General features: G+C 37.5%; 14 protein-coding genes. 12 read left to right on the top strand and 2 right to left on the bottom strand.

Features of this window, described 5'->3' with window-relative positions:
• Window positions 1–69: 69 nt before the first annotated feature.
• The 8 genes from lpdA (at window position 70) to FEU33_RS05425 (ending at window position 11,611) form a co-directional block, all read left to right on the top strand.
• Complete coding sequence (gene lpdA / locus FEU33_RS05390; protein WP_146548390.1) at window positions 70–1,497, top strand: dihydrolipoyl dehydrogenase; 1,428 nt, start codon at window positions 70–72, stop codon at window positions 1,495–1,497.
• Window positions 1,498–1,512: 15 nt separating this feature from the next.
• Window positions 1,513–2,517, top strand: coding sequence for a thiamine pyrophosphate-dependent dehydrogenase E1 component subunit alpha (locus tag FEU33_RS05395; RefSeq protein WP_146548391.1), 1,005 nt, complete (start codon window positions 1,513–1,515; stop codon window positions 2,515–2,517).
• 1 nt (window position 2,518) lies between these two features.
• On the top strand, window positions 2,519–3,502 hold the full coding sequence (locus FEU33_RS05400; protein ID WP_146548392.1) for an alpha-ketoacid dehydrogenase subunit beta: 984 nt from the start codon (window positions 2,519–2,521) through the stop codon (window positions 3,500–3,502).
• 104 nt (window positions 3,503–3,606) lie between these two features.
• Window positions 3,607–4,875 carry a dihydrolipoamide acetyltransferase family protein gene (locus FEU33_RS05405; protein ID WP_146548393.1) on the top strand — a complete coding sequence of 423 codons (1,269 nt, stop codon included), beginning with the start codon at window positions 3,607–3,609 and terminating at the stop codon, window positions 4,873–4,875.
• A 64-nt stretch (window positions 4,876–4,939) separates the two neighbouring features.
• Window positions 4,940–6,655, top strand: coding sequence for a methylmalonyl-CoA mutase family protein (locus FEU33_RS05410; protein ID WP_341786501.1), 1,716 nt, complete (start codon window positions 4,940–4,942; stop codon window positions 6,653–6,655).
• Window positions 6,652–8,799: a methylmalonyl-CoA mutase gene (gene scpA, locus FEU33_RS05415; RefSeq protein WP_146548395.1), complete on the top strand. Its 2,148-nt coding sequence runs from the start codon at window positions 6,652–6,654 to the stop codon at window positions 8,797–8,799. Before FEU33_RS05410 ends, scpA begins: the two co-directional genes overlap by 4 nt.
• Entirely contained in the window at window positions 8,799–9,878 is a 1,080-nt protein-coding gene (gene meaB, locus FEU33_RS05420; RefSeq protein ID WP_146548396.1) for a methylmalonyl Co-A mutase-associated GTPase MeaB, read from the top strand. The genes scpA and meaB overlap by 1 nt, the downstream gene beginning before the upstream one ends.
• Before the next feature lie 410 nt (window positions 9,879–10,288).
• A complete protein-coding gene (locus FEU33_RS05425; RefSeq protein WP_146548397.1) occupies window positions 10,289–11,611 on the top strand; it encodes an NtaA/DmoA family FMN-dependent monooxygenase in 1,323 nt (440 codons plus the stop codon).
• Between the two features lie 198 nt (window positions 11,612–11,809).
• On the opposite strand, the gene FEU33_RS05430 is transcribed toward FEU33_RS05425, so the two are convergent.
• On the bottom strand, window positions 11,810–12,250 hold the full coding sequence (locus FEU33_RS05430) for a hypothetical protein (protein WP_146548398.1): 441 nt from the start codon (window positions 12,248–12,250) through the stop codon (window positions 11,810–11,812).
• Window positions 12,251–12,376: 126 nt separating this feature from the next.
• Between FEU33_RS05430 and FEU33_RS05435 the strand changes: the two genes are divergently transcribed.
• The 4 genes from FEU33_RS05435 (at window position 12,377) to FEU33_RS05450 (ending at window position 17,078) form a co-directional block, all read left to right on the top strand.
• Window positions 12,377–13,408: a trypsin-like serine peptidase gene (locus FEU33_RS05435; protein WP_146548399.1), complete on the top strand. Its 1,032-nt coding sequence runs from the start codon at window positions 12,377–12,379 to the stop codon at window positions 13,406–13,408.
• 340 nt (window positions 13,409–13,748) lie between these two features.
• The gene (dacB, locus tag FEU33_RS05440) at window positions 13,749–15,209 is read left to right on the top strand and encodes a D-alanyl-D-alanine carboxypeptidase/D-alanyl-D-alanine endopeptidase (protein WP_146548400.1); all 1,461 of its coding nucleotides are present in this window, start codon (window positions 13,749–13,751) and stop codon (window positions 15,207–15,209) included.
• Window positions 15,210–15,550: 341 nt separating this feature from the next.
• Window positions 15,551–15,991: a BrxA/BrxB family bacilliredoxin gene (locus FEU33_RS05445; protein ID WP_146548401.1), complete on the top strand. Its 441-nt coding sequence runs from the start codon at window positions 15,551–15,553 to the stop codon at window positions 15,989–15,991.
• Window positions 15,992–16,049: 58 nt separating this feature from the next.
• On the top strand, window positions 16,050–17,078 hold the full coding sequence (locus tag FEU33_RS05450) for an aromatic acid exporter family protein (protein ID WP_146548402.1): 1,029 nt from the start codon (window positions 16,050–16,052) through the stop codon (window positions 17,076–17,078).
• Window positions 17,079–17,182: 104 nt separating this feature from the next.
• Here FEU33_RS05450 and ku read toward each other — a convergent pair whose 3' ends face one another.
• Window positions 17,183–18,007 carry a non-homologous end joining protein Ku gene (ku, locus tag FEU33_RS05455; RefSeq protein WP_146548403.1) on the bottom strand — a complete coding sequence of 275 codons (825 nt, stop codon included), beginning with the start codon at window positions 18,005–18,007 and terminating at the stop codon, window positions 17,183–17,185.
• Window positions 18,008–18,049 lie beyond the last annotated feature (42 nt).

The raw sequence follows: 18,049 nt of genomic DNA on the forward strand, positions 1-18,049 counted from the left end.
TTATCACATTTTATAAATTATATTTAATGGTATAAATAATATAGACTTTAAAAATAGGAGAGTGTTCTTATGGCTAAGAATTATGACCTTGTCATAGTAGGTGGAGGCCCAGGAGGCTATGTTGCTGCAATTCGTGCTGCACAACTTGGTCTTTCGACTGCCATTGTGGAACAAAGTAAACTAGGGGGCACATGTTTACATAAGGGTTGTATTCCGAGTAAAGCTTTGCTACGCAGTGCAGAAGTTTATCGGACAACAAAAGAGCAAGCTCATACATTTGGTGTGGAAGTTCAAAATGTTACATTTAATTTTGAACAGGCTCAAAAACGAAAAAATGACATTATCGATCAATTGCATAAGGGTATTCAAGGGTTGATGAAAAAAGGGAAAATCGATGTATTTGAAGGGTATGGAAGAATTTTAGGCCCATCCATTTTTTCACCAATGTCTGGTACGATTTCTGTTGAATTTGATGATGATCGTGATAATGAAATGCTGATTCCTAAAAATGTCATTATTGCAACAGGATCAAGACCAAGAACTTTAAAAGGACTGATACCTGATGGTAGTCGGCTACTATCTTCAGATGATTTAATGACACTACAACAATTGCCAAAATCATTGCTGATTGTAGGGGGCGGTGTGATTGGGGTCGAATGGGCGTCTATGCTGCATGATTTTGGAGTAGAAGTGACCATTGTTGAATATTCCAATGCGATTTTGCCAACAGAGGATCAAGATATTCAAAAGGCCATGACGGCATCATTTAAAAAGCGAGGCATTCGAATTATTACGAATGCTCATATACTTCCAGAAACACTTCAAGATAAGCAAGGCTATATTGAAATATCTGCTGAGGTGGAGGGGAGACAGCAACAATTTTTTGCGGAGAAAATATTATTATCGGTCGGTAGACAGGCTAATATTGAGAACATAGGCCTTGAAAACACAGATATCGAGATCAATAGAGGTTTTATCGAAGTCAATCCTCATTATCAAACAAAGGAATCTCATATATACGCTATCGGGGATGTGATTGGAGGCTTGCAACTTGCTCATGTCGCTTCTCATGAAGGGATACATGCAGTAGAACATATTGCAGGGCTCAATCCGGAGACCATCGAATCTCATAAAATAGCTCGTTGTATTTATGGAAATCCAGAAGTTGCTAGTATCGGATTAACAGAAAAACAAGCGAGAGAACAAGAAATCGAAATAGCCGTTGGAAAATTTCCATTTGCAGCCATTGGAAAAGCCCTTGTATTTGGTGAAAAAGAAGGCTTTGTGAAAATCATTGCCGATAACAAAACGGATGATATTGTGGGTGTGCATATCATGGGGGCTCATGCAACGGAACTTATTTCTGAAGCGAGTCTTGCAATGTTGGTAGATGCGACACCATGGGAAATGTCGGCACATATTCACCCACATCCATCATTATCAGAAGCTATAGGAGAAGCAGCTTTAGCTGTTGAAGGAAAAGCGATTCATCAGTAAAGGAGAGATGAGAAAATGACTGAAAACAGACATGCTGTATCGGGATTATCCGATGAAGACGTACTTAATATGTATCGAACAATGCTTTTAGCTCGTCGAATAGATGAAAGAATGTGGCTTTTAAATCGTGCAGGTAAAATTCCTTTTGTTATTTCCTGCCAAGGTCAAGAAGCAACGCAAGTGGGGGCAGCCTTTGCATTGGATCAAAAAAAAGATTATATTGCACCTTATTATCGAGATTTGGCTGTTGTTTTACATTTCGGCATGACCACAAAAGAACTAATGCTATCTGCTTTTGCGAAAGCAGAAGATCCAAACTCCGGCGGTAAACAAATGCCAGGACATTTTGGTCAAAAGAAAAATCGAATTATAACGGGCTCTTCACCCGTTACAACACAAGTACCTCATGCAGTGGGCGTTGCACTTGCCGGCAAAATGCAAAAGAAGGATTTTGTGACATTTGTGACCCTTGGCGAAGGATCCTCCAATCAAGGTGATTTCCATGAAGGCGCAAATTTTGCAGGTGTCCATAAATTGCCGGTTATTATCATGATTGAAAATAACCGCTATGCCATTTCTGTACCACTAAAAAAGCAATTTGCTTGTGAAAAATTATCAGACCGTGCTGCTGGCTATGGAATGCCTGGTGTAACAGTAAATGGCGATGACCCAATTGAAGTATACAAGGCGGTAAAAGAGGCAGCAGATCGTGCTAGAGAAGGAAAAGGACCAAGCTTGATCGAAACGGTTTGCTATCGTCTTACTGCCCACTCTTCTGATGATGATCAACGTCAATATCGCTCAGAAGAAGATTTGGCTGAAGGTAGAGCACATGACCCGGTAAAGAGCTTTGCCAATTATCTAAAGGAACTAAATATTTTAACTCCTGAGATTGAAGAAAAATTTCAAAATGATATCATGGCTGAAATTGATGAGGCGACTGAATATGCAGAACAAGCTCCATATGCAGCACCTGAACATGCATTGAAATATGTTTATGCAGAACAGGAGGAGTTATAACATGACCGTTTTATCTTATATGGATGCAATAACACTTGCGATGAAAGAAGAAATGGAAAGAGATGAACGCGTCTTTATACTAGGTGAAGATGTAGGGGTAAAAGGTGGTGTGTTTAAGGCCACACAAGGTTTATATGAACAATTTGGAGAAGAAAGAGTGATCGATACACCTTTAGCAGAATCCGCTATAGTAGGTGTAGGGGTTGGCGCAGCGATGTATGGTTTACGCCCAATTGCGGAAATGCAATTTGCCGATTTTATCATGCCGGCTGTCAATCAAATTATCTCTGAAGCATCCAAGATCCGCTATCGATCCGATAATGATTGGAGTTGTCCAATGGTTATTCGAGCACCATTTGGTGGTGGCGTCCATGGTGCGCTTTATCACTCTCAATCGGTAGAGGCAGTGTTTGCAAACCAACCAGGTTTAAAAATTGTTATCCCATCTACTCCATATGATGCAAAAGGTCTGCTAAAAGCAGCCATCCGAGATGATGATCCTGTCCTATTTTTTGAACATAAAAGAGCCTATCGCTTGATCAAAGATGACGTTCCAGATGATGATTATACAATTGAAATCGGTAAAGCGGATGTGAAGCGTGAAGGTGAAGATGTTACCGTTATCACTTATGGCTTATGCGTTCATTTTGCATTACAAGCAGCTGAAAGACTTGAAAAAGATGGCATTGATGTGCATATTTTAGATTTACGAACCATATATCCACTTGACCAAGAAGCCATTATCAAAGCAGCCAAGAAAACAGGAAAAGTCTTACTGATCACAGAAGATACAAAAGAAGGTAGTGTCATGAGTGAAGTGGCTGCAATTATTGCTGAATATGCGCTATTTGATCTTGATGCACCGATTAAACGCCTAGCAGGTCCTGATGTGCCAGCAATGCCATATGCACCGACAATGGAAAAGTTCTTTATGATGAATCCAGAAAAAGTAGAGCAGGCCATACGCGAATTAGCCGAATTTTAGGCTGAAATAATTCATCTAGATCCGAAATTGATCAAAATTTCGTATATGCGGTGATCTGAGGATTTAGCAGATGAAGTCGATAAAGGTAGAGGAGGTATACTTAGATGGCTATTCAAAATATCGTAATGCCACAGCTTGGGGAAAGTGTAACAGAAGGTACCATTGAAAAATGGTTAATCAAACCAGGTGACCAAGTAAAAAAATATGATGCTTTAGCTGAAGTACAAACAGATAAAGTAACAGCTGAATTACCTTCATCATTTACGGGAACAATTGGAGAAATTATCGCACAAGAAGGCGATACCATCGCAGTTGGAGAAATCGTTTGTACCATCCAGATTGAGGAAGCAGTTGTGAGTGAAAAAACAGATACAAATGTTCCAAAAACAATAGAACATGTCACAGCTATATCAAGTGAAAAGTCAATGAAAACAAGATATTCTCCGGCCGTTGGACGATTAGCTACAGAATATCAAATCGATCTTTCTCAAGTAGAGGGCAGTGGTGCTTCAGGAAGAATCACACGAAAAGATATTCAAAAAATAATCGATATGGGTGCTATCCCACGATCAGCGCTCCAAACAACAGAGCAGTCAACAAGAGTCGCTTCACAACAGGCCATTGACGAAGTGAATTTAAAGGCGGATTCTTTGGTGCAATCGTTCAGCACTGGAGATGTTGAAATTCCAGTTTCAGGTGTCCGTCGTTCCATTGCCAAAAATATGGTGACCAGTACACAAGAAATACCGCATGCGTGGATGATGATGGAAGTGGATGTTACGGATTTAGTCAGCTATCGCGATTCAATAAAAGAGGACTTTAAAAAGAAAGAGGGCTATAATCTTACGTATTTTGCTTTCTTTGTTAAAGCCGTTTCACAAGCATTGAAAGAATTCCCTATGATGAATTCACAATGGCATGGGGACAAAATTATTCAGAAAAAAGATATAAACCTTTCTATTGCAGTTGCAACGGAGGATGCTTTATTTGTACCAGTCATTCACCATGCAGATGATAAATCGATCAAAGGCATTGCCAAGGAAATTCATGAGCTTGCCCAAAAAGTTCGCAATGGAAAGTTGAAGCCTGAAGATATGCAAGGCGGAACATTCACTGTCAATAACACGGGATCATTCGGCTCTGTCCAATCGATGGGTATTATCAACTATCCACAGGCAGCTATTTTACAAATCGAATCCATTGTGAAGAGACCTGTTATAATGAACGGAGGAATGTTCGCCGCAAGGGATATGGTCAATATTTGTTTATCCATTGATCATAGAATTTTAGATGGCCTGATAAGTGGGAAATTTCTCGCTCGTATAAAGGAAATTCTCGAAAACACATCAAAAGAGAGCACTTCCATATATTGATAAGAGTCTGTGAACCGTATTATTACGGTTTTCAGACTTTTTTTTCTTTTATGAAGTCACATTGTTGTGTAAAATAGATAGTAGAATCACTGAAGGGGGGAAGCGTCATCGCGTCCGTATGACAAACATGAAAGAAGTAGAATTTAAAAAGCCTTCTTACGATGAATGGAAAGAAGCATCGATTAAGGCACTAAAAGGGAAACCATTTGAATCACTATTTACAAAAACAATCGAGGGGATTACTCTTGAACCTTTATACACTGCTGAAAGCCTAATGGCAAAGGTTGATGGCAAATTAGAGGAACAAGTATCTACGATTCGAGCAATGCAAGATGAAGATGTATTCAGCGTAGCTCAAGCTGCTTTTGGGGATTCCATTGAGGAATTTGTAGCACAAACAGAAGATTCCTTAGAACGTGGCAACCAATACGTTACAATTGGTAAAGTCAATTTTGAATGGAATAAGCATGCATTACAACAATTAGCAACATTACTTGAAAAAAATCCATTTGTTATAAATGTAGTGGATCCAGCTGTCTTAAATGTATTTGATTATATTGAAAATAAAGAAGTAACAGGATTTATCCTTTCAAATGAAACACAGGCCATTCCTGATTTTCCGAATGTTCGAAAGTTAAACGCTTACATTCAAGATGCACACTATCAAGGAGCGAATGCCGTTCAAGAATTAGCAATCGCACTTGCAAAAGCAAGTGAATTAGCAGAAAACAAGGATTTTGCAGAATTTGAAAAGCAATTCTTTGTATCGTTTGCAGTTGATACAAAATTCTTTATGGAAATTGCAAAACTTCGTGCTTTTAGAGTATTGTGGAAAGCGTTTGCTTTAGCCTATGGTGTGGAAAAACCTCAACCTGTAAAAATCTTTGCAGAAACGTCTTTGCGTAGTTTTTCAAAATTAGATGTGTATGTAAATCTTTTACGTGCCGGAAATGAAGCATTTTCAGCTGTATTAGGTGGCGCGGATGTGGTGACTGTTTATCCTCATGATATAGTAACGAAACCAACAAATCAATCTATTCGTATCGCGCGAAATGTTTTATTAGTGATTAAAGAAGAATCACATGCAACAAGAGTACTAGATCCAGCTGGTGGTTCGTATTACATAGAATCATTAACGCATGATTTAGTCAAAAAGGCTTGGGCGAAATTTGTCGAAATCGAAGAGGCAGGTGGCTACAGCGCATATGTAGCATCAGGCAATCTTCAAAAAGAATTGGCAGAAATAATGGAACAACGCATCCAAGATGTAGAACGTCGTAAAACGATTTTAGTTGGAACAAATAATTTTGCGAATGCAAAAGAGGAAGTATCTACAGAAACTTTCTACGAAGTCAATCGAATTACGAAACCTTTCGAAGATCTTCGACAAGAATTCAAAAAATCACCGATAAATGTTGCTATTCTAACATATGGTGAGTTCAAAAAGATTAAACCACGTACAGATTTTGTAAAGGGTATATTCGCTACTGCGGGCATTATTGCAGAAGCAACAGAACCATTCACAGATGTAGAAAAAGCAAAAGAATGGTTAAAGAATACAACAGCAGATTATGTCGTATTTAGTGCAATAGATGAAGACGTGAAAGAAGTCATCCCAGCATTATTAGCTGCAAAACCTGCATCCGTACTACTAGATGTTGCAGGTAAATTCGATGAAGATTGGGAAAGCCAAGGACTGAACGGTTATGTCTTTGCTGGTCAAAATATAATTGAGAAATTACAAGGCATCCAAGATACCTTGAAGGAGGTTCAACGATGAGCAAGCCAAACTTTGCAGAGATTTCGATAGAAGATGTTTTACAAAAAGAGCAAGTTGCAGTTTCAGATAAAACATTTCATACAAATGAAAATATTGAAGTGAAAAATGTTTATACGAAAGACGATTACAAAGGACTGAAGCATCTCAATGATGTAGCTGGTATTGCGCCAAATACACGTGGACCTTATCCGACAATGTATGTAGGACGTCCTTGGACGATTCGTCAATATGCGGGTTTTTCTACTGCTGAAGAATCCAATGCATTTTACCGTCGTAACTTAGCAATGGGACAAAAAGGTTTATCTGTTGCATTTGACCTTGCAACGCACCGCGGCTATGACTCCGACCATCCTCGTGTAACAGGTGATGTTGGGAAAGCGGGGGTGGCCATCGATTCCGTTGAAGATACAAAAATTCTATTTGATGGGATCCCACTTGATCAAATGTCTGTATCAATGACGATGAATGGTGCAGTTCTACCTGTCCTTGCATTTTATATTGTTACAGCAGAAGAGCAAGGCGTAACACCTGAGAAATTATCGGGTACAATTCAAAATGATATTTTGAAAGAATATATGGTCCGTAACACCTATATTTATCCACCAGAAATGTCGATGAAGATTATTGCAGATATTTTTGAATATACATCAAAATTCATGCCTAAATTCAACTCGATTTCAATTTCTGGCTATCATATCCAAGAAGCAGGGGCAACAAATGATATTGAACTTGCTTATACATTGGCAGATGGACTTGAATATGTTCGTACTGGGCTAAAAGCAGGTATCGATATCGATAAATTCGCACCGCGTTTATCGTTCTTCTGGGCTATCGGTATGAACTACTATATGGAAATTGCGAAAATGCGTGCAGCTCGTCGAATTTGGGCACAAATGATGTCTACATTCCATCCAAAAAATCCAAAAGCATTAGCATTACGTACGCACTCACAAACGTCCGGCTGGTCTTTGACTGAACAAGATCCATTTAATAACGTGACACGTACATTAATCGAAGCAAATGCTGCTACAATGGGACATACGCAATCCCTTCATACCAATGCATTGGATGAAGCGATCGCACTTCCTACAGACTTCTCTGCACGTATTGCACGTAATACGCAATTGTTCTTACAAAATGAAACAGGTATGACCAAAACAATCGATCCATGGGGTGGTTCATACTACGTTGAAAAGCTAACAGATGAACTAACGGAAGCTGCTTGGAAATTGATCGAAGAAATCGAGGATCTTGGTGGTATGGCAAAAGCCATCGAAACAGGTCTTCCAAAGATGAAAGTCGAAGAGGCATCAGCAAAACGCCAAGCAAAAATCGACTCCAAAGCCGAAACAATTATCGGTGTGAACAAATATCGTTTGACAAAAGAAGAACCAATCGAAATTTTAGATATTGATAATACATTAGTACGACAATCTCAAATTGATCGTATTAATAAGATGAAAGAGGAACGAGACGACGCAGAAGTAAAACGTCACTTAGTACGTCTTACAAAAGCCGCTGAAACAGGTGAAGAAAACTTACTTGCTGTTGCAGTGGATGCTGCTCGTGCACGTGCAACGCTCGGTGAAATTTCAGATGCGATCGAAGAAGTATCTGGTCGCCATAAGGCAGTTATCCGTTCAATTAGTGGGGTGTACGCTACGAACTATTCAGATGAAGATGCGATTAAAGAAATTAAGCAAATGACAGATGAATTTTTGGAAAATGAAGGTCGTCGTCCACGTATTTTAGTTGCTAAAATGGGTCAAGATGGGCATGACCGTGGGGCAAAAGTGGTAGCGACTGCATACGCTGACTTTGGTTTTGACGTCGATATTTCGCCATTGTTTATGACACCGGAAGAAACTGCACAAATGGCAGTAGAAAACGATGTTCATGTTGTTGGGGTATCGTCACTTGCTGCAGGTCATAAAACATTAGTTCCTGAGCTGGTAGCAGAATTGAAAAAATTAGGTCGTGAAGATATTATCGTGATTGTTGGTGGAGTAATTCCAGCGCAAGATTATGAATTCTTATATGAACATGGTGCAGCTGCAATCTTTGGACCTGGTACTGTATTGCCGATTGCATCACAAAAAATCATCGAAATTATTTATAAACAACTTGGCTACGAGGAAGCTTGATGAACGATAAAGAATCAGCGCTTTTTGTACAACCAGGTGTTAAAGCGATTCACGATGGTATGGAGCCAACAAAGCGAAAAAAATTTGTGAAGAAAAAGAGAGAAAAACAAGATTTAGATGCGCTTGCAAAGAAGGTGCGAGAAGGTTCTCGCTTACATCTAGCCAAAGCCATCACACTTCTTGAAAGTTCCAATGTTGATGATAAAGTAGAAGGGCAAGAACTATTAAAAAAACTTCTTCCCTATACAGGCAACTCGATTCGAGTAGGTATTACAGGTGTGCCGGGTGCGGGGAAAAGTACGTTCATCGAAACATTCGGGAAAATGCTTTGCAGTCAAGGTCATAAAGTCGCTGTATTAGCTATTGACCCAAGTTCATCTGTTACTGGGGGCAGTATTTTAGGTGATAAAACGAGGATGGAAGAACTATCTCGTGAAAAAAACGCCTTTATTCGTCCATCCCCCTCTGCAGGTACACTTGGTGGTGTACACAAGAAAACGCGTGAAACGATGCTCGTTTGTGAAGCAGCTGGCTATGACATCATTTTGATCGAAACAGTTGGTGTCGGACAAAGTGAAACGATCGTGCGTGGCATGGTTGACTTCTTCTTATTGCTCGTTTTAACGGGTGCAGGGGATGAGTTACAAGGTATGAAAAAAGGCATTATGGAGCTTGCAGATACAATCCTAGTTCATAAAGCTGATGGAGATAATATACTGAATGCTAAAAAAACGGTTGCTGAATACAAACAATTTCTACATTTTTTACAACCAGCAACACCAGGGTGGACAACTCGTTCCATGCCTGCATCATCTTATGAAAATAAAGGCTTAGACAAAGTGCTTGAGACCATTTTGGAATTTCAAAAACAATGTAAAGAGAATGGCATATGGGATAGTCGTCGAAGCCAACAGACAACAGACTGGTTCCAATCGATGATTCAAGATCATCTAATCGATTCTTTCTATGGAAATCCAGAAAGAAAGAATCTAGTAAAAATGTTAGAACAACAAATACTTCATGGACAAATAACTGTCACGCAAGGTGTAGAGCAGTTGTTTCCAAAAAAGGCTGAGTGATTTTCACTCAGCTTTTTTAGTGCTTGAAAATTTGGTACACGATAGTAGATATTTGAAACTTTCATCGTATTGACAATATATTGGTGGATCAATGATAGGAATGCAGTAGAAAGCTTGTTCAAAATAATACTAGATTGAACTCATCATTAAGGCTAAAATATAATTGATAATAGTTATCATTTTCATTTGTTTATAGAAAGAATACGTATTTTGATTACATAGTGATTCATACGAGCAATTTCTTCTCGGTCATATTCGAGAAAGTTATTTTCCGAACAGAATGAATTAGGAAAGACGACAGCCAAATCGTAAATGTAATACTTAACAGTTCAAAAGCTTTGCGTCTTGTCTTGTACGCTTGTAACCAAGTATGGATGTAGCAAAATTCTTTATAAGGAAGGTCGAATTATATGACAACGAATAGACAGCTTTGTATTGGATTGTCCTTGTCAGCAACTTGGATGAACGGAAACGGTTGGAGACATCAGGACAGTGGAGTAGAAAACTTATTCGCAAGTGACTTTTATGTTGATCTCGCAAAGATGGCAGAGAAAGCGAAACTGGATTTTGTCTTCAAACCGGATTCCTTGTTTCTTAACTGTGATTTACTTGATAAATCTCCCGGTTTTAGTAGCCTTGATCCTATACTTCTCTTAACCTCAGTTGCTCGAGAAACAGAACGAATTGGATTGGTAGCGACGGCATCCACTACTTTCAATCCTCCATATGTTGTAGCAAGACAGCTTCAATCTTTGCATTGGATCAGCAACGGACGTGCTGGATGGAATATTGTAACTTCCATCGATGGTAGTGAAAACTTTGATCATTCACCGATGCCATCATCAGAAGAAAGATATACGAAAGCGTTTGAATTCACGGATGTAGTCCAAAATCTTTGGAGAAGTTATCCAAACGAGGCACTAATCATGAATCGGGCATCAGGGAAATTTGTAGATAAGGAAATGGTTTCTCCCATCAATCATTCTGGAAAGTATTTTAGTGTGAAAGGTCCGATCAATGTACCAGCCCATGGATCAGGAGACATTCCTCTATTTCAAGCAGGTGCTTCGACTTGGGGAAGAAACTTTGCCGCTTCGGTTGCTAATGCGATTTTCGCAGCGACACCAGATATTGCTTCTGGCATTGAATTGCGTGATGATTTAAGAAAAAGGGCAAAGGATCATCATCGCTATCCAGATGATATCCGAGTTTTGCCCGGTATGTATTTTTTCTTAGGGAAAACGCGTAGCGAAGCATATGATTTGTATAAAGAAGCGCATGCGCATTTGAGCATGAGTCATAGATATAAAGCGGTTCAATCGATTCTAGGTATGGATATCAGTAACCTACCACTAGATCAGCCAATAACAGCTGATTTACTTCCTGATACCGATATGCCCGTTCGGAGTCGAACACATGCCGATTTATTACGTCGGTTGATTGTACAGCAAAAGCCTACTGTAGAAGAATTGTTATCTAGACCAGAAGTTGTCGGTTCCGCTCATTGGGTGGTTGTCGGCACGGCTGAGGATGCGTTGAAAGAAATCGTAGAGTGGTTTGAGGCAGGTGCTATGGATGGCTTAATAGCTTTACCAGGAGGCTCGTTCCAATCATTACAGTTATTCTTCGATGAATTGATGCCAATGTTGGTTGAAAAAGGTTTATTTAGAGATGAATATAAAGGCCGCACTCTACGAGAACATTTAGGGATCAACTCCAGCTTAAGCAAATAGAATACGGCTATGCTTTACTCAAATGATCTATTTTATAGAATAAACAAAAGCTCTCATATGGTTGTTTCATATTTTCTCAAATGAGAGCTTTTTTCGTGTGAAAAACTTTTTCATGGATGGTTGAGAACAAACGTTTATGAAAGCAGACGTGTTGATTATCCCATTTAATCCATAAAAATAAGCTCAATGATCCATTTGTTATTGTTTGGGAAGGGTGATCTTAATAATCTTTGTATCCTGCGTTGGTGTGATGGTCTTAGAAGCTAACGGATTGTCTTTCTGTGGTTCCGCTTCAGAACTACCAGACTTTGGTTGACTAAAATATTCATCCATTGATTTTTTATCAGTTTTATAAACTCCTATTGTATATGGAATATTAGTATACAAGCTGGTTGTAATTTCCTTCTTATCATTGGTGATCAATGACATGTTTTGTGGCAAGACAGCTGTCTTATCTGTTTCTTTTCCATCTGTCATGATGTGAATCAAATATCTTTGTTCTGCATTTGTAGTATCCTCAATTTGAATAGTAACCTCCATCTTTTTCAAAGTATCCACCGTATCACTCCTTCCGCAAGCCATTAATGTGATAGAGAGTATGAAACCAATAATCATTATGTGCGATCGATGACGATTCATGATAAAACTCCTTCCTTAATTAGTAAAATATAACTATTTCAAAATATTCCGAAAACTTATATAATCTATTATAATCAAAATATACAAGAAAATGTATATTTTGAAAATGAAAAGGAGGAGATATAGGTGAAGAAGAAATTTTTCTTAGTCGTATTATTACTAACATTTTTCTTAGGGTTTTTGACGAATGGTAATGCTACTAACGCTTTTGCTGCTCAAAGTAACAAAGAAAGTGTAGAAAAAGGTAAAGTATATGATGATATTTCCCTTCCTCAGATTAGCAAAAAACAAGTCGAAAAAATTAAAGAATCCATTAAGGAAGAAAATCTGAAGCCTGTTCAGCAACCAGAAATCACAAAAAAAGATTTAGAAACTTATTCTTCTATTAGTTCTCAAGGAGAGTATATCAAAAATGAGAAAACAAATGTATCAAATGGCCTTTCTGAAAATTCAAATTTTAATAATTCTGCAGCTACAGAATCAACCATTTCTGCAACTGATAATAGAGTTAAAGTGACAGATACAACCGTCAGTCCATACAATTCTATTGCTCAAATTGACTTTTATGACCAAGCCACAGGAAATGGGTATTCATGTTCTGGAACATTTATTGATTCCTCTACAGTTTTAACTGCTGCTCATTGTGTTTATGATTCTTATCATAATAGATATTATACTGGCTGGTATGTATACCCAGGAGAAAATGGGACTAGCCTACCTTATGGTGGATTTGCATCGACGAATGCATATGCTTCCACAGAGTGGATTGCCACAACACCACCAGATGAAGGTTCCATCTATTTAACAGATGTATTATATGATTTTGCAGTTATCAAATTGTCCAACTCTTCCCATCCTTATAGCCAATCCGTAAGCACATCCGTGTCTACTGGAGATTCGATAACAACCATTGGGTATCCGGGAGATAAATCAATTGTCTACAACGGTTATAATTATTACTACATGTACAGATCAGCAGGTAGTATATCTTCCTTCAATAGCGGAGCCATTGTACACACAGGCTACGTGACGAGTGGAATGAGTGGTGGTCCGATTAGAAAAGGATCATCCGTTATTTCGGTGAATAGTACAAGCTCATGGGCACCTAGATTTACAAGCTATCATACAAATCTAATTAATACTTGGAAAGCACAATAGGAATTTCCAAAAGCTTTTTAATCAGGTGTGTTAAAATCGATTATTTTTAAAACAAGGGAGTTCAATTCAAATGGATGTTGAATTGAACTCTTTTTAAATTGGATATCTATTTTACCGTTTAAACATTGATATAGATTCAAATTACTAAATTGGTTTCAAGGTGAATATAGTAATGCAATACCGATAAAACTAAATATGTAAAAGTTTTAATCGTTTTACCAATGCAAAAGACTGCATAAGGAAATTTAGTGTTTCAAATGTCCACGAAGTAACGGACTGAATGTTATGAGGAAAATAAAAATACTATTTTTAGACTATCACTTGAACAAGGAGCCGAAGAATGTTAAAAAAGTTCACTTCACTGCTCGCTACTTGTATGATTATTTTCAGCTTGTCAGGCGTACAAATGCCTGTTGAAGCAACGGCTTCACCACAAATTGAAAAATTAGATCAATCCATTCAGAGAATTGTCAAAGATGAGATCGAAAATGCTGATGTGAGTATTGCGATCCGCGATGAAGAAGGTCGAATCATTTATGATTTAAATGGAAATAGAAAGCAAAAGCCAGCTTCTAATATGAAATTATTAACCAGTGCCGCAGCTTTAGAGGAACTAGGAGAGGATTATCGCTTTCAAACGAATATCTATACGACGGGAAACGTGAAAAAAGGCATTTTATACGGGGATCTTTATCTACAAGGCACAGGTGATCCTACGTTAACCATAAAAGATTTTGATCAGTTTGCTCATTTTTTGGCACAGTCAGGATTGAAAAAAATAAAGGGTCGCATTGTGGCAGATGATTATTGGTTTGATCAAGATTTGTTGACGCCTGATATTCAAAAAGATGATGAATCCTATTATTATGCCGCACCTGTTACTGCCTTAACTATGTCTCCGGACAATGATTATGATGCGGGTTCAATTATTGTAGAGGCAATAGGCAAAAAAGTGGGGGAAAAACCATATATGAAAATAACGCCTGAATTGGGCGAATTGATTATTGAAAATAAGGCAAAAACAGTTGGCTCAGATGAATATCGTACGATAAAAATCGAAAGAGAATATCGTACAAATAAAATAGTGGTTAGTGGAAATTTGCCGCTTGGGCAAAATTGGAGAGAATGGATTACGGTTCAAAATCCAACTAAACATACGATGGCTTTATGGAAGTATTCACTAAAGAAAAACAATATTCAATATGTGAAAGATCAATTTTATCGTGAAAAAACACCAAAAGATGCGAGGCTAATGATACAGAAACAATCGATCCCACTTGCTGAACTAATGATTCCATATATGAAATTAAGTAATAATAGTATTGCAAATATTTTGGTCAAAACAATGGGCAAATTAAGAATGGGACAGGGGAGTACAAAGGCAGGATTGAGTGTGTTAAAGCAATATGCTTTTTCTAGGCAGTTGGATATAGATCATTGGTTGTTTGAAGATGGTTCAGGTATGTCTCATCATAATCGTGTTTCTAGTGTTCTTTTGACACAACTTTTATATAGCATTCAGGCTGAAGAGCAATGGTATGGTACCTTTTTTAATAGTTTGCCAGTTGCTGGATATTCAGATCGAATGATTGGCGGTTCACTTAAAAACCGTTTAAAAACATCTATTACAAAGGGAAAAGTTTTCGCCAAAACAGGGGCGATAGACGGTGTCAATACATTAAGCGGCTATCTAATAGGGAATAGTGGAAAAATGTATATCTTCAGCGTTCTAGTTCAAAATCAAAAAAATACCATTCCAACTATTGATGAAATAGTAGAAGTGATGGTAGAAAAATTATAATATTTGATCGTGGAAGAAATTATTAGACTGTCCAATAAGTAACTTTCATAAGCGATTGCCTACAAACTATTCATGAAAAAGTTTTTGACACAGAAAAAAACAATCCGTTCAACTCATACACAGTGAGGATGAAAAATCTCCACTGTGTAAAGTTTCACTTGAACGGATGGTTTCTTCATCAATAAGCTTTCTTGGTAGTGAAAATTCGTGAATAAGAATCAATAATTGCTATGCGAGTAGGCTTATAATCCGATTAAGTAGATGTGTTTTTAAACAGCAACTTTGAAAACATTCGTTACACCTGTTATAGTAATAATTGAAATTGAAAGGAGCGATTTACTATGAATATGGATTATGATTTATTTATGCAAGATATGCTGCGTCAAGCACGAAGCGAAATGACTGAAAATGGTTATGAAGAACTTAAGACAGCAGAAGAAGTAGAGGAAGCGTTCAAACGTGAAGGAACTACTTTCGTAATGGTTAACTCTGTATGTGGGTGTGCAGGTGGCATTGCTCGTCCAGCCGCCGTTCATGCGTTAAGTTATGATAAGCGTCCAGATCATTTAGTAACTGTATTTGCAGGTCAAGATAAAGAGGCTACTGCTCAAGCACGTATGCACTTTGGTGAAGATCATATTCCTTCATCTCCATCATTTGTATTATTAAAAGATGGTCAACCTATTGCAGAAATCGGTCGTCATGAAATCGAAGGACATGATCCAATGTCTGTTATTACGAATATTCAAGGTTACTTTGAAGAATTTTGTGAAGAAGTATAATTGGTGAATTAGAAGAGTACTATATAAAATTATAGTGCTCTTTTTTAGGAGGATATATTTGAAAAAGTTTCACATTGGCTATCGAATTTTAAAGACAGCTCTTGGTGCTGGTTTATCAATCGGTATTGCACAATATTTTCATTTAGATTTTTTCTCATCGGCAGGTATTCTAACCATACTTTGTATCCAGCCTACAAAGCGAAAATCTATTCATGCAGTATATACAAGGGTAATGGCAACATTAATAGGTATTGTCATGTCCGTGACTTTTTTTGAATTACTGGGCTATCATCCATGGATTTTAGGAATAATGGTTTTATTCTTTTTACCAATACTTGTAATGATTAAAGTGACACCTGGTTTTGTATCTTCTGTCGTTATCATTTTACATATTTTTTCTACGGCTCATTTTACTTGGGGTTTATTGATCAATGAATTATTGCTGATGCTTATTGGTTTTGGTACAGCTTTAGTAGTAAATATCTATATGCCGGATATTCAAAAAAAATTAGATGAGTATCGCTCGAAAATTGAAGCACTTTACAGTTCCATTTTTAAGGAAATTACAAAATATCTGCGTAATGGGGATACAAGTTGGGATGGTAAAGAACTGGTTGAGGCAAACATAGTGATCAACAAAGCAAAGGCTCTTGCCTATCAAGATGTAGAAAACCATCTTACTCGTCATGAAAATTTGTACTATCAATATTTTGATATTCGAGAACGACAATTAGAAATCATTGAAAGAGTATTACCTAAAATCACAAATCTGCCTGTAATTGTTGAACAAGCTGAACTTATAGCGGATTTTATGGAAGAACTTTCCGAAAACGTGCATTCTGGAAATACAACCCATAAATATCGTAGCAAATTAGAAGATGTAAAAGTAGAATTTGCAAAATTGCCTTTGCCAACAACACATGAAAAATTTTTAGCGATGGCTTCGTTATATTTGTTCATCGAAGAAATGGACAGATACCTTGTGATTAAACAGGATTTTAAGGGAATAGGCCCGTCAAATAGGCGTTTGGTAAAAAAATCTAAACAAGAAAAACAGGCTAGTCCCCCAGAAAGTCCCCCAAATTAAATCCAAAATCGAACTTAAAAATAAAGGGATTTATAATAGAAAAACAAAAAGAGACAAAACTAGGATAAGTCACTAGTTTTGTCCAAGCTTTTTTCTATTCATGCCTAAGAAGTTTTCTCTTTTAAAGGTTTTGTTCGTTTTCTTGTTGTTTTTTTCTTTGTCTTATTTAAGGATGCTTGGAGTGCGCTCATTAGATCTGTCACATTATCTGGAAGCTCTTTTTCCACATTATTGGCGGTAACCGTATTCTCGGCTTTTTTCTCTTCAATCAAATCCAAAAGCGCTGTTCTGTAATCATCTGTATATTTATCTGGATCAAATGTTGTTGTTAATTGATCTACTAACATTAATGCAGTTTCAAGCTCTTTTTCGATAACTGTTTGTTCGGAAGGAATATTGGGGACATCGCTAATACTTCGCACTTCATCTGGATAATGGATCGTTTCCATCACCAATGTGTCTTTATAAACACGTACGACGGCTAATTGTTCTTTAGATCGAATAATGATCTTGGCTACTCCGATTTTTCCTGAATCTTCTAGTGTCTTACGAAGAAGTATATAGGCTTTCGAACCTGTCGTATCTGGAGAGATATAGTAGCTTTTTTCAAAATAGATGGGGTCGATTTCATCTAGTTTTACAAAATCGATAATTTCGACAGCTTTATCTTCATTTTCTTTCTTTAAATTTTCTAGATCCTCTGCATCCAATACAACGAATTTGTTTTTTGTATATTCATATGCTTTTACAATATCCGTATCTTCTACTTCTTTGTTGCAATTTTCACAGAACTTTTTATAACTAATGGGTGTATTGCATTCTTTATGCAGTTGACGTAGCTTTACATCTTTGTTCTCAGTAGCAGCATGTAATTTGATCGGAATGTTGACTAAACCAAAGCTGATACTTCCTTTCCAAACAGTGTGCATATTTTCCACTCACTTTCTTTTTTCCTTATTATCGAAGACATT

The organism is Rummeliibacillus suwonensis (assembly GCF_007896435.1).
GTDB lineage: Bacteria > Bacillota > Bacilli > Bacillales_A > Planococcaceae > Rummeliibacillus > Rummeliibacillus suwonensis.